The 19,567-nt window shown below is 45.5% G+C and carries 23 protein-coding genes, 1 rRNA gene and 2 other annotated features; all 24 genes read left to right on the top strand.

The window, feature by feature from the left end; genetic code table 11:
• Window positions 1-88: ribosomal RNA gene (gene rrf, locus M3221_RS21990) — 5S ribosomal RNA — on the top strand; the annotation flags it as partial.
• A 120-nt stretch (window positions 89-208) separates the two neighbouring features.
• Entirely contained in the window at window positions 209-682 is a 474-nt protein-coding gene (locus M3221_RS21985; RefSeq protein ID WP_396395255.1) for a CtsR family transcriptional regulator, read from the top strand.
• Window positions 683-687: 5 nt separating this feature from the next.
• Entirely contained in the window at window positions 688-1,221 is a 534-nt protein-coding gene (locus M3221_RS21980; RefSeq protein WP_251273800.1) for a UvrB/UvrC motif-containing protein, read from the top strand.
• Window positions 1,221-2,276, top strand: coding sequence for a protein arginine kinase (locus M3221_RS21975; RefSeq protein ID WP_251273799.1), 1,056 nt, complete (start codon window positions 1,221-1,223; stop codon window positions 2,274-2,276). The genes M3221_RS21980 and M3221_RS21975 overlap by 1 nt, the downstream gene beginning before the upstream one ends.
• 18 nt (window positions 2,277-2,294) lie before the next feature.
• A complete protein-coding gene (gene clpC / locus M3221_RS21970) occupies window positions 2,295-4,733 on the top strand; it encodes an ATP-dependent protease ATP-binding subunit ClpC (protein WP_242236839.1) in 2,439 nt (812 codons plus the stop codon).
• 60 nt (window positions 4,734-4,793) lie between these two features.
• Window positions 4,794-6,167, top strand: a complete 1,374-nt coding sequence (gene radA / locus M3221_RS21965; RefSeq protein WP_251273798.1) for a DNA repair protein RadA — start codon at window positions 4,794-4,796, stop codon at window positions 6,165-6,167.
• A 90-nt stretch (window positions 6,168-6,257) separates the two neighbouring features.
• Complete coding sequence (locus M3221_RS21960) at window positions 6,258-7,340, top strand: PIN/TRAM domain-containing protein (protein WP_251273797.1); 1,083 nt, start codon at window positions 6,258-6,260, stop codon at window positions 7,338-7,340.
• 23 nt (window positions 7,341-7,363) lie between these two features.
• Entirely contained in the window at window positions 7,364-8,059 is a 696-nt protein-coding gene (gene ispD / locus M3221_RS21955) for a 2-C-methyl-D-erythritol 4-phosphate cytidylyltransferase (protein ID WP_251273796.1), read from the top strand.
• 5 nt (window positions 8,060-8,064) lie between these two features.
• Window positions 8,065-8,547: a 2-C-methyl-D-erythritol 2,4-cyclodiphosphate synthase gene (ispF, locus tag M3221_RS21950; protein WP_251273795.1), complete on the top strand. Its 483-nt coding sequence runs from the start codon at window positions 8,065-8,067 to the stop codon at window positions 8,545-8,547.
• Between the two features lie 22 nt (window positions 8,548-8,569).
• Window positions 8,570-10,030 carry a glutamate--tRNA ligase gene (gene gltX, locus M3221_RS21945; protein WP_251273794.1) on the top strand — a complete coding sequence of 487 codons (1,461 nt, stop codon included), beginning with the start codon at window positions 8,570-8,572 and terminating at the stop codon, window positions 10,028-10,030.
• A gap of 33 nt (window positions 10,031-10,063) precedes the next feature.
• Window positions 10,064-10,289: a binding site (T-box leader), on the top strand.
• The gene (gene cysE / locus M3221_RS21940) at window positions 10,260-11,000 is read left to right on the top strand and encodes a serine O-acetyltransferase (RefSeq protein ID WP_309241441.1); all 741 of its coding nucleotides are present in this window, start codon (window positions 10,260-10,262) and stop codon (window positions 10,998-11,000) included. Its footprint overlaps the feature before it by 30 nt.
• Window positions 10,990-12,387: a cysteine--tRNA ligase gene (gene cysS / locus M3221_RS21935; RefSeq protein WP_251273792.1), complete on the top strand. Its 1,398-nt coding sequence runs from the start codon at window positions 10,990-10,992 to the stop codon at window positions 12,385-12,387. The genes cysE and cysS overlap by 11 nt, the downstream gene beginning before the upstream one ends.
• Complete coding sequence (locus M3221_RS21930; protein WP_285881792.1) at window positions 12,387-12,800, top strand: Mini-ribonuclease 3; 414 nt, start codon at window positions 12,387-12,389, stop codon at window positions 12,798-12,800. The genes cysS and M3221_RS21930 overlap by 1 nt, the downstream gene beginning before the upstream one ends.
• On the top strand, window positions 12,797-13,546 hold the full coding sequence (gene rlmB, locus M3221_RS21925; protein ID WP_251273790.1) for a 23S rRNA (guanosine(2251)-2'-O)-methyltransferase RlmB: 750 nt from the start codon (window positions 12,797-12,799) through the stop codon (window positions 13,544-13,546). Before M3221_RS21930 ends, rlmB begins: the two co-directional genes overlap by 4 nt.
• A 2-nt stretch (window positions 13,547-13,548) precedes the next feature.
• Window positions 13,549-14,058: an NYN domain-containing protein gene (locus tag M3221_RS21920; RefSeq protein ID WP_251273789.1), complete on the top strand. Its 510-nt coding sequence runs from the start codon at window positions 13,549-13,551 to the stop codon at window positions 14,056-14,058.
• 98 nt (window positions 14,059-14,156) lie between these two features.
• Window positions 14,157-14,774, top strand: coding sequence for an RNA polymerase sporulation sigma factor SigH (sigH, locus tag M3221_RS21915; RefSeq protein WP_251273802.1), 618 nt, complete (start codon window positions 14,157-14,159; stop codon window positions 14,772-14,774).
• 61 nt (window positions 14,775-14,835) lie between these two features.
• Window positions 14,836-14,982, top strand: coding sequence for a 50S ribosomal protein L33 (rpmG, locus tag M3221_RS21910; RefSeq protein WP_050182407.1), 147 nt, complete (start codon window positions 14,836-14,838; stop codon window positions 14,980-14,982).
• Between the two features lie 30 nt (window positions 14,983-15,012).
• Window positions 15,013-15,198 carry a preprotein translocase subunit SecE gene (gene secE / locus M3221_RS21905; RefSeq protein WP_242236808.1) on the top strand — a complete coding sequence of 62 codons (186 nt, stop codon included), beginning with the start codon at window positions 15,013-15,015 and terminating at the stop codon, window positions 15,196-15,198.
• Between the two features lie 319 nt (window positions 15,199-15,517).
• Entirely contained in the window at window positions 15,518-16,054 is a 537-nt protein-coding gene (nusG, locus tag M3221_RS21900; protein WP_251273788.1) for a transcription termination/antitermination protein NusG, read from the top strand.
• Window positions 16,055-16,220: 166 nt separating this feature from the next.
• On the top strand, window positions 16,221-16,646 hold the full coding sequence (gene rplK / locus M3221_RS21895; protein ID WP_045851841.1) for a 50S ribosomal protein L11: 426 nt from the start codon (window positions 16,221-16,223) through the stop codon (window positions 16,644-16,646).
• Window positions 16,647-16,754: 108 nt separating this feature from the next.
• Complete coding sequence (gene rplA, locus M3221_RS21890; RefSeq protein WP_251273787.1) at window positions 16,755-17,459, top strand: 50S ribosomal protein L1; 705 nt, start codon at window positions 16,755-16,757, stop codon at window positions 17,457-17,459.
• 70 nt (window positions 17,460-17,529) lie between these two features.
• Window positions 17,530-17,672, top strand: a sequence feature (ribosomal protein L10 leader region).
• Window positions 17,673-17,731: 59 nt separating this feature from the next.
• Window positions 17,732-18,232 carry a 50S ribosomal protein L10 gene (gene rplJ / locus M3221_RS21885; RefSeq protein ID WP_242236800.1) on the top strand — a complete coding sequence of 167 codons (501 nt, stop codon included), beginning with the start codon at window positions 17,732-17,734 and terminating at the stop codon, window positions 18,230-18,232.
• Window positions 18,233-18,305: 73 nt separating this feature from the next.
• Entirely contained in the window at window positions 18,306-18,668 is a 363-nt protein-coding gene (rplL, locus tag M3221_RS21880) for a 50S ribosomal protein L7/L12 (protein WP_251273786.1), read from the top strand.
• A gap of 72 nt (window positions 18,669-18,740) precedes the next feature.
• Window positions 18,741-19,340 carry a class I SAM-dependent methyltransferase gene (locus M3221_RS21875; RefSeq protein ID WP_251273785.1) on the top strand — a complete coding sequence of 200 codons (600 nt, stop codon included), beginning with the start codon at window positions 18,741-18,743 and terminating at the stop codon, window positions 19,338-19,340.
• Window positions 19,341-19,567 lie beyond the last annotated feature (227 nt).

The following is a 19,567-nucleotide window of genomic DNA, read 5'->3' as shown; positions in this document are numbered from 1 at the left end:
CCGTTCCCATCCCGAACACGGCCGTTAAGCTCTTCAGCGCCGATGGTAGTTGGGGGTTTCCCCCTGTGAGAGCAGGACGCCGCCTGGCAAGATAAGACAACTTGAGAAATCAGGTTGTCTTTTTTGTATTTAAGAGCAAAATAATTGAACCAAGGCATTCTTTCCTTTATAATTATCGTCAAATATAGTCAAGGTCAAGGTGGGGAAAATCATGAGAAACGTTTCTGATATTATTGAACAGTATTTGAAACAAGTACTCGAACACAATGGCAGCGAAATTGTTGAAATAAAACGCAGCGAAATTGCTGACAAATTTCAATGTGTCCCCTCTCAAATCAACTATGTGATTAATACTCGTTTTACCGTGGAACGAGGATATGTAGTTGAAAGCAAACGGGGTGGCGGCGGCTACATTCGCATCATTAAAGTGACCACGCATGAAAAAAGTGATCTTCTTGATCAAATGATAGCTCTTACAGGCTTAAGGCTTTCACAGGCGAGTGCGGAAAATTTTGTTTATCGTCTGCTTGAGGAAAAGGTAATTTCCACTCGCGAGGCGAAATTAATGATAGGTGTAATGGAACGTTCCGTGCTCAATACTGAGTTGCCTGAACGGGATGAGTTGAGGGCGAGAATGATGCAATCATTTTTAGCATCTCTTAAATATGTAGAAGGCAGGTGAGCAGGATGATATGTCAGGAGTGTCATGAGCGGCCGGCAGCTCTTCATTTTACGAAAACAGTAAATGGAGAAGTAACGGAAGTTTATTTATGCGATCATTGTGCACATGAAAAAGGTGAACACTTATTTAGCGGCCATCCGGCTTTTTCATTAAATAATCTGCTTGGGGGATTGTTTAATCCTGAGCCTCATTTTTCCACAAACCCTTCTTTCCGCGATCAGGAAACACATTGCGAAAAGTGCCATATGACATTTCAGCAGTTTTTGCAAAGTGGTAAATTTGGCTGTGCTCACTGCTATAAATCATTTGAGTCAAAATTATTCTCTATTTTAAAACGGCTTCATGGTGGTAATACTGTTCACCAAGGGAAGATTCCGGCACGTATGGGAGGTAAACTTCATTTGCAAAAAGAAGTACATCAATTGCGTGAAAAGCTCCAAGAGATGATAAATGGTGAACAATTTGAAGAAGCGGCCGGCGTTCGCGATCAAATTCGTGCTTTGGAGAAAAAATTGTCGGGTGAAGGAGGCGGTTTGTAATGTCTCTGGAACGATTTATCAACCAGCAAACGACAGCCTGGATGAGCGGTACAGGACCTGACTCTGATGTAGTCCTGAGTACGCGTATAAGGCTGGCACGCAACTTGGAGAATGTTTCATTTCCGACAATCTTATCGATGGAAAAAGCAGAAGAAGTCGTTGACCAAATAAATAAAGCTGCTTCTGAATCATTGTCTCTCGAGCTTTTAAAAATGGAGGATATCTCACAGCTTCAAAAAAGAGTATTGGTAGAAAAGCACTTGATCAGTCCTTATTTAGCGGAAACATCTTTATACGGTGCTGTGCTTATTTCTGAACAAGAAGACGTAAGTATTATGGTAAACGAGGAAGACCACTTACGTATTCAGTGTCTAGCCTCAGGCTTACAGCTGCATGAAACGCTGGAAAAAGCAAATCAGATTGATGACGCAATTGAAGGCCGGGTACCATATGCTTTTGATGAAAAGATGGGTTACTTAACCGCTTGTCCAACAAATGTGGGAACCGGGCTTCGGGCATCGGTGATGATACACCTGCCTGGCTTGGTACTGACACGTCAAATGAGCCGTATTATTCCAGCTATCAGCCAATTAGGGCTCGTTGTTAGAGGAATTTATGGGGAAGGTAGCGAAGCTTTAGGTAACATCTTTCAAATTTCCAATCAGTTGACTCTTGGAAAATCCGAAGAAGATATCATTAATGATCTGGACAGCGTGGTGCATGAATTAATGTCCCGTGAGCAGTCAGCGCGCGATGCGTTAATGCAAACATCCCCTATTCAGCTGGAAGATCGGATTTTTCGGTCGTACGGCATTTTATCAAACAGCCGTGTGATTGAAACAAATGAAGCATTTCAGTGTTTATCAGATGTTAGATTAGGGATTGATTTAGGGTATATCACTCATATACCAAAAAGCATCTTAAATGAGCTGATGATCTTAACGCAGCCCGGCTTTTTGCAGCAGTATGCCGGAGGACCGCTTCGAGCGGAAGAACGGGACATTCGTCGAGCCGCATTGATTCGTGAACGGCTTGAACTAGAAGAAACGAATTAAGATAAGGGGGAAATGGATATGATGTTTGGACGTTTTACAGAAAGAGCACAAAAGGTACTAGCGTTAGCACAGGAAGAAGCGATTCGCCTGGGTCACAATAACATTGGAACAGAACACATTTTACTCGGACTTGTTCGTGAAGGCGAAGGAATCGCAGCTAAAGCGCTGTACGGTTTAGGTCTTAGTGCAGAAAAGATTCAAGAAGAAGTAGAAGAGTTAATTGGAAAAGGAGACGGTGCTTCTAAAACCGTTCATTATACACCGAGAGCCAAAAAAGTCATTGAGCTTTCAATGGATGAGGCTCGTAAATTAGGCCACTCTTATGTAGGAACAGAACACATCCTGCTTGGCTTAATTCGTGAAGGTGAAGGAGTGGCGGCGCGTGTGCTTGGCAACCTTGGCGTCAGCTTAAACAAAGCACGCCAGCAAGTATTGCAGCTTCTTGGCAGCAGTGAATCAGGAAGCGGTCAGGGAGGCCAGGCTTCAAATGTCAGCACGCCGACTCTGGACGGACTTGCACGTGATTTAACAGTGATTGCCCGTGAAGGAAGCTTAGACCCGGTTATTGGCCGCAGCAAAGAAATTCAGCGTGTTATTGAGGTGCTGAGCCGCCGCACGAAAAATAACCCTGTTTTAATCGGGGAGCCAGGTGTCGGGAAAACGGCTATTGCTGAAGGTCTTGCTCAGCAGATCATTAACAACGAGGTACCGGAAACACTTCGCAATAAGCGCGTGATGACGCTGGATATGGGAACAGTAGTAGCGGGAACGAAATATCGTGGTGAATTTGAAGACCGCTTGAAAAAAGTAATGGACGAAATTCGCCAGGCTGGCAATATTATTTTGTTTATTGACGAGCTGCACACACTTATTGGAGCAGGCGGAGCAGAAGGTGCCATTGATGCGTCTAATATTTTAAAACCGTCTCTTGCGCGCGGCGAGCTTCAATGTATCGGTGCAACAACACTTGATGAGTACCGTAAATACATCGAGAAAGACGCGGCTCTAGAACGCCGTTTCCAGCCGATTCAAGTCGATGAACCAACACTAGAGGAATCGATTCAAATTTTAAAAGGACTGCGTGACCGGTATGAAGCCCACCACCGCGTAGCGATTTTAGATGAAGCAATTGAAGCAGCAGTGAAAATGTCTGACCGTTACATTTCTGATCGGTTCCTGCCGGACAAAGCCATTGATTTAATTGATGAAGCTGGTTCAAAAGTTCGTCTTCGTTCTTTTACAACACCGCCAAATTTAAAAGAGCTTGAAGCAAAGCTTGAAGCGTTGAAACACGAGAAAGATTCTGCCGTACAAAGCCAGGAATTTGAAAAAGCAGCGTCTCTTCGTGATTCCGAGCAAAAGCTTCGTGAAGAGCTAGAGCAGACGAAAAACAGCTGGAAAGAAAAGCAGGGCACAGAAAACAGCGAAGTAACAATGGAAGACATTGCGATGGTTGTATCAAGCTGGACAGGGATTCCAGTTTCAAAACTGGCTCAAACGGAAACAGACCGCCTGCTGAATCTGGAAGAGATTTTGCACTCCCGCTTAATTGGACAGGAAGAAGCCGTGACGTCTATTTCTAAAGCGGTGCGCCGGGCACGTGCAGGATTAAAAGATCCAAAACGCCCAATCGGCTCTTTTATTTTCCTTGGACCAACAGGTGTCGGGAAAACAGAACTGGCTAAAGCATTGGCTGAATCTATGTTCGGTGATGAAGATGCAATGATTCGGATCGATATGTCCGAGTACATGGAGAAACATTCAACATCTCGCCTTGTCGGTTCGCCTCCAGGATATGTAGGCTATGAAGAAGGCGGCCAGCTGACAGAAAAAGTTCGCCGCAAGCCGTACTCTGTTGTTCTATTGGATGAAATTGAAAAAGCGCACCCGGATGTTTTTAACATTCTGCTTCAAGTTCTTGAAGATGGACGCTTAACAGATTCAAAAGGCCGTACCGTTGATTTCCGCAATACTGTTCTCATTATGACATCCAATGTTGGAGCGCAGTCTTTGCAGAAAAACAAATATGTCGGTTTTAATATTCAAGATGCATCACAAGACCACAAAGATATGAAAGGAAAAGTGATGGATGAGTTAAAACGCGCGTTCCGTCCGGAATTCCTAAACCGTATCGATGAAATTATCGTCTTCCATGCTCTTGAGAAGAAACACTTAAAAGAAATCGTTACTCTTATGACGGACCAGCTGACAACACGTCTCAAAGAGCAGGACATCAATGTCGAGCTGTCTGATAAAGCGAAAGAAAAAATCGCGGAAGAAGGATACGATCCGGAATACGGTGCACGTCCGCTTCGCCGGGCACTTCAAAAGCAAGTAGAAGACCGCTTGTCAGAGGAGCTGCTTAAAGGCAATGTATTAACTGGACAGCACGTCGTAGTAGATGTGGATGAGAAAGGCGAGTTTGTAGTCCGCACGGCGGCCGGCTCAACCTCGTAATGAAAGCGTGTAGCGGGTCTGTTAAAGACCCGCTGTTTTTTATGAAAAAGGAGAAGGAACATGGCTAAAGTAAAAACAAAATTCGTCTGTGGCTCTTGTGGATATGAATCACCGAAGTGGATGGGGAAATGTCCGGGCTGCGGTCAATGGAACCAAATGGTGGAAGAAACAGAAATTACCGGAAAACCGAAACGTACAACCTTCGCTCATTCGGATACAGTTATGGCAAAGCCATCCCGGCTCGTTGACGTAGAAACCTCTCAAGAGCCAAGAGTGGAAACCGATTTAAAAGAGTTAAACCGAGTATTAGGCGGCGGAGTCGTGCCTGGTTCACTCGTTCTGATTGGCGGTGACCCGGGCATTGGGAAATCCACGCTTCTTTTGCAGGTTTCTTCCCAGCTTTCATCCAAAGGAAGCAATGTGCTTTATATCTCTGGTGAGGAGTCGGTGAAACAAACAAAAATGCGTGCATCCCGAATGGGTATTAATGAACAAAGCCTGTATATTTACGCTGAAACGAACCTTCAGCTGATTCATTCGGCGATTGAAAACATGAAGCCGCAGTTTGTCATCATCGACTCCATTCAAACGGTTCATCATCCCGAAGTAACGTCAGCACCGGGCAGTGTGTCACAGGTGCGTGAGTGTACAGCGGAGTTGATGCGTATTGCTAAAGTGAATAACATTGCTATTTTTATTGTCGGACACGTTACAAAAGAAGGAGCTATCGCAGGACCTCGCCTTCTTGAACATATGGTGGATACCGTGCTTTATTTCGAGGGCGAGCGGCACCATACGTACCGGATTTTACGGGCGGTTAAAAACCGATTCGGCTCAACAAATGAAATGGGCATTTTTGAGATGAAAGAAGCGGGTCTTGAGGAAGTGGCCAATCCATCTGAGATTTTCTTAGAGGAGCGTACAAAAGGAACATCCGGTTCCACAGTAGTTGCGTCTATGGAGGGTACCCGGCCCGTGCTGGTAGAAATACAAGCACTTGTGTCGCCAACGGTCTTTGGAAACCCTCGTCGGATGGCAACCGGCATTGATCATAACCGGGTAACGCTTATTATGGCGGTGCTTGAAAAACGAGTCGGCCTGCTTTTACAAAACCAGGATGCTTACTTGAAAGTAGCGGGCGGTGTAAAGCTTGATGAGCCGGCCATTGACTTGGCGGTGGCAGTCAGTATTGCCTCAAGCTTCCGAGATGAACCAACAGGTGCTTCAGACTGCTTGATTGGTGAGGTTGGCCTGACCGGAGAGGTTCGGCGCGTATCGCGAATTGAGCAGCGTGTAAACGAGGCAGCAAAACTTGGATTCACACGCATTATTGTTCCGTCGAACAACATTGGCGGCTGGACAGCGCCGGCGGGGGTTCAAATTATTGGTGTATCCACTGTAAATGAAGCATTAAAAATGGTGTTCGGTAAATAAAAAACGAAACAAAACCGATTCGAGTCTCGTATTATTAGCGCGAGGCTCGAAACGTGTTTATAATAAAAAGAATAGGGAGGTGAAACAAACATGTTGAAGCGTCTTGTACAGGGCGGGTTCATTATTTTAGGCGGTACGCTTGGCGTATTTCTTCTTCCGGACTTATTCCTTTATCTTCATTTTGATCATCCATTTATTAATAACCCCTATGTCACAGCGCTTGTAGGAGCACTCCTTTTCTATTTGCTTACCTTTTGGGCAGTAGACTACATTGTGGAGTTTATTAAGTGGATCGAGGATCGAATTGTGAATGCACCGCTGACTGATATTGTCACAGGCGGAGTCGGTTTGTTGGCCGGACTTCTTGTGGCGATGCTGGTTGGGATTCCGCTTGCACAGCTGGAACTGCCGATTGTCAATACAGTGGTGCCCATTTTGCTGACCATTGGTCTTGGATATCTTGGCTTTCAGTTTGGGTTTAAGCGCCGGGATGAACTAACCTCTTTATTTTCTTCAAGCAAGTCTTCGAAGCGAAAGGAAGTTCAAGCGGAAGAAACGGCACCTATGCTTCCGGCAAAATCATTTAAAATTCTGGACACGAGCGTGATTATCGATGGGCGGATTGCCGATATTTGTGAAACAGGCTTTTTGGACGGCACGATTGTGATTCCACAATTTGTTCTTGAAGAATTACAGCATATTGCCGATTCTTCTGATACACTAAAGAGAACGAAAGGGCGCCGCGGCCTTGATATTTTAAATCGTCTGCAAAAAGATATCCCGATTGAAGTTGAGATGACAGAAAAGGACTATGAAGATGTTCAGGAAGTAGATTCAAAGCTTGTGAAGCTGGCGAAGGAAATAAGCGGTATTGTCGTCACTAACGACTTTAATTTAAATAAAGTATGTGAATTTCAAAAAGTGCAAGTACTTAATATTAACGACCTTGCCAACGCGGTAAAACCGGTGGTCATTCCGGGAGAAGAAATGCATGTGCTGGTGATTAAAGATGGGAAAGAACAGCGCCAGGGCGTTGCCTACCTCGATGACGGAACGATGATCGTCGTAGAGGATGGCCGCGATTTTATCGGCAAGCAAATTGACGTAATTGTCACAAGCGTACTGCAGACATCTGCCGGACGAATGATTTTTGCAAAACCGAAACATGCATGAGAAGAAAGGAAAGGTTTAAACGAATGGACTATTATGTCGTGATTCCAGCTGCCGGAAAAGGAAAGCGTATGAAAGCAGGCATGAACAAAGTGCTGCTTGAGCTTGAAGGGCTGCCGCTTATTATTCATACGCTCACTGTATTTGAGACGGATGCGTCATGCAGAGGCATTGTGCTGTCGGTTCATCCGGATGAACGGAAGGAATTTGAGCAGCTTTTAGCCATACACCGAATTACAAAAGTGTGCGCATTCGCAGATGGCGGCAAAGAACGGCAGCACAGTGTCTACAGTGGTTTAAAGGCGCTTCCGCCGGAATCAGACATTGTCCTTGTTCACGATGGAGCGCGGCCGTTTATTACAAAAGAAACGGTTGCGACGCTTGTCGAAAGCGCCTGGGCAACAGGTGCAGCCATTGCGGCTGTCCCGGTCAAAGACACAATAAAAAAAGCGGCAAGCGGCATTGTGTCCGAAACAGTCGAACGGTCAAGCCTCTGGTCCGTGCAAACACCGCAGGCTTTTCAAAAAGAGGTTCTTCTTTCTGCCCAGAAAAAAGCGGAAGAAGAAGACTTTTTGGGAACCGATGAATCATCGCTTGTGGAACGGACCGGCTACCCTGTTTGTATTGTCGAAAGTGATTATGACAATATTAAATTAACGACACCGGAAGATTTATATTTTGCCCGGGCGATTATTGCAAAAAGAAATGAAAGCAAGGTGTAAATAATATGTTTCGAATTGGACAAGGGTTTGATGTGCATCAGCTTGTAGAAGGACGCCCGCTTATTATCGGCGGCATTACCATTCCGCATGACAAAGGACTGCTCGGCCACTCGGATGCGGATGTGCTTTTGCACACCGTGGCAGACGCATGTCTTGGAGCGATTGGTGAGGGGGATATTGGCCGTCATTTTCCGGACACAGATGCCGCATTTAAAGATGCAGATTCTGCGAAGCTGCTGGAGCACGTTTGGCAGCTTGTACAAAACAAAGGCTATGAGCTGGGGAATATCGATTGCACGATTATCGCCCAAAAGCCAAAAATGGCACCTTATATTGGCGCGATGCAGGAGCGCATTGCCGAACTGCTCCAGGCGGACACAGATCAAGTAAATGTGAAAGCCACAACGACCGAAAAACTCGGGTTCCCGGGAAGAGGCGAAGGCATCGCATCACAGGCAGCCGTTCTATTGGTAAAAAAACAAAGGTAAAACAGCATCGGAGGAAAAAGCAATGACAAATCATGTACGTGTTCGCTACGCGCCGAGCCCAACTGGCCATTTACATATCGGGAACGCGCGGACAGCGCTTTTTAACTATTTATATGCCCGCAACCTTGGCGGATCATTTATTATCCGGATTGAGGACACAGACCAAAAGCGGAATATTGAAGGCGGCGAACAAAGCCAGCTGGAATATTTGAAATGGCTTGGCGTCGACTGGGATGAAGGGCCGGATGTCGGCGGTGAATACGGACCGTACCGTCAATCAGAACGAAACGATTTATACAAACAGTACTATGAGCAGCTTTTAGCAGAAGGAAAAGCGTATAAATGCTACTGCACCGCTGAAGAGCTGGAAGCGGAGCGCACGGCGCAGCAAGAGCGCAACGAAATCGCCGGCTATTCGGGGAAATGCCGTCATCTGACAGACGAAGAAAGAGCTGTTTTAGAAGCGGAAGGCCGTCGTCCAAGCATTCGTTTTCTTGTTCCATCAGGCGAGACGATTACATTCAATGATATCGTAAAAGAAGAGGTATCTTTTGAGTCGGATGGCATCGGTGGTGACTTCGTTATCGTCAAGCAGGACGGAACGCCAACATACAACTTTGCTGTAGCGGTAGACGATCATTTAATGAAAATGACGCATGTTCTTCGTGGAGACGACCATATTTCCAATACACCGAAGCAACTGCTTATTTACAAGGCGCTTGGCTTTGAACCGCCTGTATTCGGTCATATGACGTTGATCGTAAACGAAAGCCGTAAGAAGCTGAGCAAGCGTGATGAATCCATCATTCAGTTTATTGAGCAGTACAAAGAGCTTGGCTATCTGCCGGAAGCATTGCTCAATTTTATTACACTTCTTGGCTGGTCACCGAAAGAAGAAGAGGAAATCTACACGAAAGAGCAGTTTATTGAGCAGTTTGATGCAGCCCGCCTGTCTAAATCACCAGCATTTTTCGATAAACAAAAGCTTCTTTGGATGAACAACCAGTACATGAAGGAGCAGCCGGTGGATCGGGTCGTTGAACTTGCGCGGCCGCATCTTGTGAAAGCAGGCTTGATCGAAGAAACGCTTTCTCCTGAAAAAGAAGAATGGGTAACAAGCTTAATCGCGCTTTATCAGGAAAAAATGAGTTACGGTGCAGAAATTGTCGAATTATCGGGTCTATTCTTCAAAGAAGAGGTTTCTTACGAAGAAGAAGCGAAAGAAGTTCTTTCCGAAGAACAAGTTCCTGAAGTGCTTCACGCATTTGCTGAAAAAGCAGGAGCTCTTGAGCCGTTCCAGGCAGAAGGTGTGAAAAAAGCAATGAAGGAAGTACAAAAAGAAACAGGCCATAAAGGCAAAAAGCTGTTTATGCCAATTCGTGCAGCTGTAACTGGCCAGACACATGGACCAGACCTTCCGAAAGCGATCGAGCTGCTTGGCCGCGAAAAAGTCATTACACGTTTGAATACTGTTCTTGATTAAAAGGCGGACCTGTATATAATAGAGTATATATAAAGTAAAGCGTTGAAGAGGAAAAGTAAGCGGCAGATGCCTTTCAGAGAGAACCGCCATGGCTGCGAGCGGTTTAGGCCTCTCTGTCCGCAGAAGTGCCCCTCGGAGCCTGCGGCTGAACAAAAAGTAAGCGGCAGCGGGAAATCCCCGTTATCGATCTGGAGTTGGGAAAATGGCGAAGGGCCGTTTTTCAAACAGAGTGGAACCGCGTATACAAAACGTCTCTGTCTATCAGAGGCGTTTTTTTGTATGTCTGAAAAAGGATTTGGGAGGAGTGGAAACAATGCTGCGTGTATTAAAGCAGGACATCGACACGATTTTTGAGCAGGACCCGGCAGCAAGAAGTTACTTGGAAGTGATTTTAACGTATTCGGGGCTGCATGCCATTTGGGCGCATCGCCTGGCCCATGGGTTTTACAAACGGAAGTTTTATTTTATTGCCCGGGTTATTTCTCAAATCAGCCGCTTTTTCACAGGCATTGAAATTCATCCAGGTGCCCGGATTGGCCGCGGTCTTTTTATCGATCACGGTATGGGCGTTGTCATTGGGGAAACATGTGAAATTGGTGACAATGTTACGCTTTATCAAGGGGTGACACTCGGGGGAACTGGTAAAGAAAAAGGAAAGCGCCATCCCACTGTTCTTGACGGAGCATTGATTGCCACAGGAGCGAAGGTGCTCGGCTCGATTACCATTGGGGAATGCGCCCGGGTTGGCGCTGGCTCGGTTGTATTAAAAGATGTACCGGCCAATTCAACGGTTGTTGGGATTCCGGGCCGGGTTGTTATACAGAATGGCAAAAAAGTTCAGCCTTCTGTAAAGGATTTAAACCACAGCAATATGCCTGACCCGGTTGCCGACCGCTTAAAAAGCCTGGAAGCAGAAATTGCTTACTTGAAGGAAGAAATGAAGAGAGGGGATCACACGAATGTCCATTAAATTATATAATACGCTGACGCGCAAAAAAGAAGAATTTGTCCCGCTTGAAGAGGGGAAAGTAAAGATGTATGTATGCGGTCCAACTGTGTATAACTACATTCATATCGGAAATGCCCGTCCGGCTATTGTATTTGATACAGTGCGCCGCCATCTGCAATACCGCGGATACGAAGTAAAGTATGTATCAAACTTTACCGACGTGGATGACAAGCTGATCCGGGCAGCGAACGAGCTCGGAGAAGAGGTGCCGGTCATTGCCGAACGTTTTATTCAGGCATACTTTGAAGATACCCACGCACTGGGTTGCCAGACAGCCGACGTTCATCCGCGCGTAACAGAAAGCATTGAACTGATTATTGAATTTATTGCCGAGCTTGTAAACAAAGGATTTGCTTATGAATCCGGCGGAGACGTGTACTACCGGACCCGTAAATTTAATGGATACGGCAAATTGTCTCATCAATCTATTGATGAACTAAAAGTCGGTGCCCGTATTGGCGCAGGCGAGAAAAAAGACGACGCACTTGATTTTGTTTTATGGAAAGCAGCGAAAGAAGGAGAAATCTCCTGGAGCAGCCCATGGGGAGAAGGACGTCCCGGCTGGCATATTGAATGCTCGGCAATGGCCCGTAAGTATCTTGGTGATTCGATTGATATTCATGCAGGCGGCCAGGATTTAACATTCCCGCACCATGAAAATGAAATTGCCCAGTCGGAAGCATTAACAGGTAAGCCGTTTGCCCGTTATTGGCTGCATAACGGCTACATTAACATCGATAACGAAAAAATGTCCAAATCACTTGGCAACTTTGTACTCGTCCATGACATTATTAAAGAGGTGGACCCGCAGGTGCTTCGCTTCTTCATGCTGTCGGTTCATTACCGCAATCCGGTTAACTACAACAAAGAATTGCTCGACAGCTCTGCCGCTTCGCTTGACCGGTTGAAAACGGCTTATCAAAATGTAAAGCACCGCAAAGAATCCAGCACCAATTTAACGGACCATAACGATCAATGGATCGAAAAAGTGAATCGTCACCACGAGCGTTTCCTGCAGGAAATGGATGATGACTTTAACACAGCCAATGCCATTTCCGTACTGTTTGATTTATCAAAAGATGCGAATGTATATCTACTTGAGGACCATACATCTACAGAAGTCATTGATGCATTTTTGTCGAAATTTGAAGATATGTTTTTCGTGCTCGGCCTGCAGCTGCAGCAGGAGGAACTATTGGATGAGGAAATTGAAGCATTGATCCAGGAGCGGAATGAAGCGCGCAAAAATCGAGATTTCGCCCGCGCAGACAGCATTCGCGATCAGCTCAAAGACATGAATATTATCCTGGAAGATACGGCTCAAGGAATCCGTTGGAGACGCGGATGATGAAAGGACTCGCAGAACCGCTTAAAGATGCAAGACAGCTGAACGGGCTGGCGCTGGCTTATATGGGAGATGCTGTATACGAAGTGTATGTGCGGAAGTTTTTGCTGGAGTCCGGCCGGGTAAAGCCGAACGACCTGCACCGCGCTTCGACAAAATTCGTCACTGCCAAGGCACAGGCTGCCCAGCTGCACCGGCTTTTTGAAGAACAGTTTTTAACCGAAGAAGAAGAAACGGTCGCCAAGCGTGGACGCAATGCAAAATCAGGGCATACTCCAAAAAACACAGATGTTCTGACCTATAACCACAGTACCGCTCTTGAAGCTGTCATCGGTTTTTTGTTTTTAACCGGCCGGCTTGAGCGAATGGAAGAGATTATCTATAACATCTTAGAGAACGGAGGGACGAACGGATGACACAGGAACAAGAATGGATCGGGGGACGAAACCCGGTCATGGAAGTACTGCGTGCCGGACGTGATATCAATAAGCTTTGGGTGCAGGAAGGGGCACAAAAAGGCTCGATTCAGCAAATTATCGCCAAAGCAAAAGAACTGAGCATTCCGGTTCAAATGGTGCCGAAGCGAAAAATTGAGCAAGTGGTGCCGGAGAATCACCAGGGAGTCGCAGCGTCTGTTGCAGCGTACCAGTATGCAGAAATTGACGACTTGTTTGCCAAAGCAGAAGAAAGCGGTGAACCGCCGTTTTTCCTCCTGCTTGATGAGCTCGAAGATCCGCATAATCTTGGCTCGATTATGCGGACGGCCGATGCAGTCGGCGCGCATGGAATTATTATTCCAAAGCGCCGGTCCGTGAGTTTAACCGCAACGGCTGCGAAAGCCTCCACAGGCGCCATCGAATACATTCCGGTAGCCCGCGTCACGAATCTTGCCCGCACAATGGATGAGTTAAAAGAGCGGGGAATTTGGATTGCCGGAACAGATGCATCGGGTGCCGAAGATTACCGCCGGTTTGACGGCACGATGCCTCTTTGCCTTGTGATTGGCAGTGAAGGCCGCGGTGTCAGCCGTCTTGTAAAAGAAAAATGTGATTTTCTCATTCAGCTGCCGATGGTCGGTCACGTTACTTCTCTTAACGCGTCGGTAGCGGCTGCCCTGCTCATGTACGAAGTATACCGGAAGCGTCATCCGCTGGGGAGCTGACAATGGATATTCTCCTCGTCGATGGCTATAACATGATTGGCGCGTGGCCGGAGCTTCGCCGGTTGAAAAACGTAGATTTTGGCGGTGCCCGTGACCGCCTTGTCGAACTAATGGCGGAGTATCAGGGCGCCCACGGCTGCCGCGTGATTATTGTATTCGATGCGCACTTTGTCAAAGGAACGGAGAAAAAGTACCGCGATGCCAAGGTAGAAGTGATTTTTACGCGTGAAAATGAAACGGCGGATGAGCGAATTGAACGAATGGCCATTGAATTGACGAATGTGCGTGATCAAGTAACGGTCGCTACATCGGACTATACAGAGCAATGGGCTGTATTCGGCCAGGGAGCTCTCCGCATTTCTGCGCGGGAACTTTTAACAGAATTGTCAATTACACAAAAAGGAATTCGAAAAAACCTCGGGGAGATCAGTGAAATCAAGCCACACGCGAGAATTCCGCTCAGTAAAGAAACCGCCGAAACGTTTGAGAAGTGGCGCAGAGGAAAAAAATGAAGATTGACGCAGAAAAAAATGGTACTGTATACTAATCCTAGCGAAGATTGACAGGCGGAGGGAGATGTGTAAGCGTGAACCGTTTGATTAGTCCAGGAATGGATATGCTTAGTGATGAACAGCTTGTGGAACTTGTGCACAAAGGAAACAGCGAAGCCCTCGATTTTGTCATTCATAAATACCGAAATTTTGTCCGGGCCAAAGCCCGCTCTTATTTTTTAATCGGAGCTGACAAGGAAGATATTGTGCAGGAAGGCATGATTGGATTATACAAGGCGGTCCGCGACTACAAAGGGGACAAGCTTAGCACGTTTCGGGCTTTTGCGGAGCTGTGCATTACCCGCCAAATTATTACGGCCATTAAAACGGCAACCCGCCAGAAACACATCCCGCTTAATTCCTACGTATCGCTCGATAAGCCGATTTACGATGAAGAATCAGATCGGACGCTTATGGATGTGCTGACAGGAACGAAAGCGAGCGACCCACAGGAATTAATTATTAACCGCGAACAATTTTCAAGCATTGAAGGAAAAGTAAACGAGCTTTTAAGTGATTTAGAGCGTCAGGTACTGGCTCTTTACCTTGACGGCCGTTCGTACCAGGAAATCTCTGAGCAGCTTAACCGGCACGTAAAATCAATTGATAACGCCCTGCAAAGGGTAAAACGAAAGCTGGAGCGGTATCTGGAATTCAAGGAAATTACGATTCAATGAAACTTGACGAAAGCCCGCTTTCAATGATACGTTTTAAGAATCGAAATGGTAAGGTGATAACATGGCAAAAAAAGTGCCTCTTGCGTGTTCAGTATGCGGATCACGTAATTACTCGACGACGGTAAATACAGCCAGCGGCGAGCGCCTTGAAATAAAAAAATTTTGCGGTGTCTGTAACCAGCATACTATGCATAAACAAACGAAATGACACCGGCGCTTCTTTTGGAGGTTTCAGCAAATGTCACGCATTACGCAGTTTTTCCGTAACGTGCGTTCTGAAATGGGCAAAGTCAGCTGGCCGAAACGAAAAGAGCTTACAACGTATACGATTACCGTTATTTCAACCGTAATCTTTCTTGCTCTTTTTTTCTCGGTCGTTGATTACGGCATTTCAGCGCTCGTGCGCTGGGTTTTGGCAATGTAAAAAGCTGTCTGGAAAATTACTTGAATACACAGTGTTTTTTCCGTGCTATAATGGATAATGATAATAAGACCAAAGGCAAAAAGCACAGCATTGTGCCCAAAAGCCTTGATGACCCGCATCATGCGGACCTGAAAAGCCCGTTTAACGGGTTTTTTCATTTGGTTCAAAAAATGTCTAGCTCCAGGCGCTGTCAGCTCGGAGACCCGCATGCTGCGGGTCGAAAAAGTGCTGCGGAATGATGCCGCACTTGCTGCTGGTGAATAGGCGTCTTGCGCTTTTCGTTTAAATGAAAAGGAGGGAAGGACACAAGTCCCTTTCTATGGAAAAAAATTGGTATGTTGTTCACACGTACTCAGGGTACGAGAACAAAGTAAAAGCGAACTTAGAAAAACGCGTTGAGTCAATGGGAATGCAGGATAAAATTTTCCGTGTCATTGTACCGGAAGAAGAAGAGCGCGATGTAAAAAACGGCAAAGAAAAAGTGACAAAGCGGAAAGTATTCCCCGGATACGTACTTGTTGAAATCGTAATGACCGACGATTCGTGGTATGTCGTCCGCAATACACCGGGTGTAACCGGATTCGTTGGATCTGCTGGCCATGGCTCTAAGCCAACGCCTTTGCTTCCGGATGAAGTAACATCTATTCTGAAGCAAATGGGAATGGATGAGCGCCGTCACGATGCCGGCTATGAGCTTGGTGAAACCGTGATTGTGAAAGAAGGGCCGTTTGCGGAGTTTGAAGGCAGCGTTGAAGAAATTGACCAGGACAAAGGAAAGCTGAAAGTGCTTGTAAATATGTTCGGTCGTGAAACACCTGTTGAGCTTGATTTTGATCAAGTGAATAAATTATCCTGAAAACGGGTTGAAATCTTGTTTGAAAAATGTTACTATTTTTTAGGTCAGTACGTGTCGTACTGAGTAAGACTCATTTTTATTAATCATCTTTATTCAAATAAAGATAGACAGAGTGGGAGGGGCAAAGCCCCATGTACCACATCACGGACTTAAGGAGGTGTGTCTCGTGGCTAAAAAAGTAATTAAAGTCGTAAAACTGCAAATTCCTGCAGGTAAAGCAAACCCTGCGCCGCCGGTTGGTCCGGCACTAGGTCAAGCTGGTGTTAACATCATGGGATTCTGTAAAGAATTCAATGCGCGTACAGCAGATCAAGCAGGATTGATTATCCCGGTTGAAATTTCGGTTTTTGAAGACCGTTCATTTACATTCATCACAAAAACTCCGCCTGCAGCCGTTCTTTTGAAAAAAGCAGCTGGCATCGAGTCAGGATCTGGAGAACCGAACCGCAACAAAGTTGCAACGGTTAAACGTGATAAAGTGCGTGAAATTGCTGAAACAAAAATGCCTGATCTAAACGCAGCTGATGTTGAAGCAGCTATGCGTATGGTTGAAGGTACTGCCCGCAGCATGGGTATTGTGATTGAAGATTAATCGGTTGTTCGTTTTTGGGAGGTTGCGAGTGAAGTAGCGATACTTCATCCGCAGCCTTTATTCGTGGGAGGTAAATTCCGCTAAAACCACATAAGGAGGAAACAAAACATGGCTAAACAAGGTAAAAAGTTTCAAGATGCGGCTAAACTTGTTGACCGCACGAAACAATATTCAGTAGAAGAAGCAATTGAGCTTGTAAAGAAAACAACTACAGTTAAATTCGATGCAACAGTTGAGGCGGCATTCCGTCTTGGCGTTGACCCGAAAAAAGCAGACCAACAAATCCGCGGTGCGCTTGTTCTTCCAAACGGAACAGGTAAAACACAACGCGTTCTTGTATTCGCAAAAGGCGAAAAAGCAAAAGAAGCTGAAGCAGCTGGTGCAGACTACGTAGGTGACAGCGACTTCATCAACAAAATCCAACAAGGCTGGTTCGAATTTGACGTAATCGTAGCTACACCTGACATGATGGGTGAAGTTGGTAAACTAGGCCGCGTTCTTGGACCAAAAGGCTTGATGCCGAACCCGAAAACTGGCACAGTAACATTTGATGTAACAAAAGCGATCCAAGAAATCAAAGCTGGTAAAGTAGAATACCGTGTTGATAAAGCAGGTAACATCCACGTACCAGTTGGTAAAGTATCTTTCGAAAGCGAAAAGCTTGTTGAAAACTTTACAGCTATCTTTGATACAATGTTGAAAGTAAAGCCTTCGGCAGCTAAAGGCATTTACATGAAAAACATCGCTGTTACATCTACAATGGGCCCTGGTATCAAAGTAGATGCAGCATCTTTCACAGCAGTAAAAAACTAAGTTGACAACGTAAAAACTTTATGTTAAAGTAATATTCGTTGGGCTTACAGTTAGTAAGCAGCAACTTAATCACATATGCACATTTGTACCGTAGACAGCAGGGGCTTTCAAGCTTAATCATCCTGCCGAGGACTTGCGAAATAGATTGCGCGGCTTTGTCCGCTTTTCGTGCCTCCATGTCTTACGGGACATGGAGGCTTTTTACGTTTCCTAAACGGTATAAAATGAGTGAACGTTTTTCGTTCAGACAAATTTTACAGGAGGTGTAGCAGATGAGCAGCGTTATCGAGAAAAAACAAGAACTTGTTGGCCAAATCGCTGACAAACTAAAAAACAGCCCATCGACAGTCATCGTTGACTACCGCGGTCTTTCCGTGGCACAAGTAACGGAACTTCGTAAGCAGCTTCGTGAAGCAGGCGTTGAGTTCAAAGTATACAAAAATACAATGACTCGCCGCGCAGCTGAACAAGCAGGCATCGAAGGACTTGGAGAGTTCCTTACAGGTCCAAACGCAATCGCGTTCGGTGCTGAGGATGTTGTGGCTCCAGCGAAGATCTTGAACGAATTCGCGAAGAAAAACGACGCCCTTGAAATCAAAGCGGGTGTTCTTGAAGGGAACTTCGTATCTGTTGAGGAAGTTAAAGCACTTGCAGAACTTCCATCACGCGAAGGACTTCTTTCTATGGTACTCAGCGTTCTTCAAGCGCCAATCCGCAACTTCGCTCTTGCAGCGAAAGCAGTGGCCGACCAAAAAGAAGAGCAAGGCGCATAATTGTAAGAAAAGCCGCTTAGCGGTTTAACGAATAAAAAAACATTTTTAAAACACACTAAGGAGGAAATACAAAATGTCTAAAGAGCAAATCATTGAAGCAATCAAAGAAATGTCCGTTCTTGAATTGAACGACCTTGTAAAAGCAATCGAAGAAGAATTCGGCGTAACAGCAGCTGCACCAGTTGCAGTAGCAGGTGCTGCAGGCGGCGACGCAGCAGCAGAAAAAACAGAATTCGACCTTATCCTTAACGGTGCAGGCGACCAAAAAATCAAAGTTATCAAAGTAGTTCGCGAAATCACAGGTCTTGGCTTGAAAGAAGCGAAAGAGCTAGTTGATAACACTCCTAAAGCACTTAAAGAAGGTATCGCGAAAGAAGAAGCTGAAGAGCTTAAAGCGAAACTTGAAGAAGTTGGCGCTTCTGTAGAAGTGAAGTAATTCTTTGATACAATGACACAAAAGTCCGCTGGTTTTACAGCGGGCTTTTGTTTGTTGAAAGGGGAAATGATCGTGGCAGATCATTATTTTTCCAATAAACCAAACAGTGAGCACCGTCTGCAGCAGTTTGATTTTGTACTGCGGGAACGGACCTATAGATTCGAAACCGATGCAGGTGTTTTTTCAAAATCGGAAGTAGATTTTGGCTCAAGATTGTTAATTGAAACATTCGAATGGCCTGAAGCAGAGGGTCCCATCTTAGATGCAGGCTGCGGTTATGGGCCGATTGGCCTTTCAATCGCACCCGAGCAGCCAAGCCGGACGATTCATATGATTGATGTAAACGAACGGGCTCTTGATCTCGCACGCAAAAATGCAAAGCGAAACGGAGTAGAGAACGTTCAAATTTATAAAAGTGACCGTCTTCAAAATGTATCGGAAGAAGGATTTGCCGCTGTGCTGACGAATCCGCCTATTCGTGCAGGAAAAGAAGTGGTATTTGACATTATTCAAACAGGATTTGCGAAGCTCAGAGAGGGCGGCGAACTGTGGGTCGTCATTCAAAAGAAGCAGGGAGCACCGTCTGTAATGAAAGAAATGGAGCGTCTGGCTGGCTCATGTGATGTAGCAGCGAAGTCTAAGGGCTATTTTATTTTACGAGCGAAAAAATAATTGACCCTAAAAAAACCGTATGCTATTATTGTAAAATGCCAATATAATATTTGTGCCCGTTTGTCAATGAGAATATTTTTTTGTTAAAATGGGAACAATGACAACAAAATAGGGCCAATTGTGATAAAAATGAGGTTTTCTTTGACAAAACCTTTTTCTTTTTGTCTTGTTGAGTATGAAAATACTCTGCTTGAAGATAAAGTATAGGCAATAATAACGCTTGATTT

The organism is Domibacillus indicus, from assembly GCF_023715895.1.
In the GTDB taxonomy this organism is placed as follows: Bacteria; Bacillota; Bacilli; order Bacillales; family Domibacillaceae; genus Domibacillus; species Domibacillus indicus_A.
The sequence above is the reverse complement of the archived record's forward strand: the minus strand, read 5'-3'. Positions and strand labels throughout refer to the sequence as shown.

Excerpts from the sequence above, each read along its gene's own strand:
- M3221_RS21980 (WP_251273800.1), top strand. The coding sequence starts at position 688 with ATGATATGTCAGGAGTGTCATGAGCGGCCGGCAGCTCTTCATTTTACG.
- M3221_RS21975 (WP_251273799.1), top strand. The coding sequence starts at position 1,221 with ATGTCTCTGGAACGATTTATCAACCAGCAAACGACAGCCTGGATGAGC.
- clpC (WP_242236839.1), top strand. The coding sequence starts at position 2,295 with ATGATGTTTGGACGTTTTACAGAAAGAGCACAAAAGGTACTAGCGTTA.
- radA (WP_251273798.1), top strand. The coding sequence starts at position 4,794 with ATGGCTAAAGTAAAAACAAAATTCGTCTGTGGCTCTTGTGGATATGAA.
- M3221_RS21960 (WP_251273797.1), top strand. The coding sequence starts at position 6,258 with ATGTTGAAGCGTCTTGTACAGGGCGGGTTCATTATTTTAGGCGGTACG.
- ispD (WP_251273796.1), top strand. The coding sequence starts at position 7,364 with ATGGACTATTATGTCGTGATTCCAGCTGCCGGAAAAGGAAAGCGTATG.
- ispF (WP_251273795.1), top strand. The coding sequence starts at position 8,065 with ATGTTTCGAATTGGACAAGGGTTTGATGTGCATCAGCTTGTAGAAGGA.
- gltX (WP_251273794.1), top strand. The coding sequence starts at position 8,570 with ATGACAAATCATGTACGTGTTCGCTACGCGCCGAGCCCAACTGGCCAT.
- cysS (WP_251273792.1), top strand. The coding sequence starts at position 10,990 with ATGTCCATTAAATTATATAATACGCTGACGCGCAAAAAAGAAGAATTT.
- M3221_RS21930 (WP_285881792.1), top strand. The coding sequence starts at position 12,387 with ATGAAAGGACTCGCAGAACCGCTTAAAGATGCAAGACAGCTGAACGGG.
- rlmB (WP_251273790.1), top strand. The coding sequence starts at position 12,797 with ATGACACAGGAACAAGAATGGATCGGGGGACGAAACCCGGTCATGGAA.
- M3221_RS21920 (WP_251273789.1), top strand. The coding sequence starts at position 13,549 with ATGGATATTCTCCTCGTCGATGGCTATAACATGATTGGCGCGTGGCCG.
- sigH (WP_251273802.1), top strand. The coding sequence starts at position 14,157 with ATGGATATGCTTAGTGATGAACAGCTTGTGGAACTTGTGCACAAAGGA.
- rpmG (WP_050182407.1), top strand. The coding sequence starts at position 14,836 with ATGGCAAAAAAAGTGCCTCTTGCGTGTTCAGTATGCGGATCACGTAAT.
- secE (WP_242236808.1), top strand. The coding sequence starts at position 15,013 with ATGTCACGCATTACGCAGTTTTTCCGTAACGTGCGTTCTGAAATGGGC.
- nusG (WP_251273788.1), top strand. The coding sequence starts at position 15,518 with ATGGAAAAAAATTGGTATGTTGTTCACACGTACTCAGGGTACGAGAAC.
- rplA (WP_251273787.1), top strand. The coding sequence starts at position 16,755 with ATGGCTAAACAAGGTAAAAAGTTTCAAGATGCGGCTAAACTTGTTGAC.
- rplJ (WP_242236800.1), top strand. The coding sequence starts at position 17,732 with ATGAGCAGCGTTATCGAGAAAAAACAAGAACTTGTTGGCCAAATCGCT.
- rplL (WP_251273786.1), top strand. The coding sequence starts at position 18,306 with ATGTCTAAAGAGCAAATCATTGAAGCAATCAAAGAAATGTCCGTTCTT.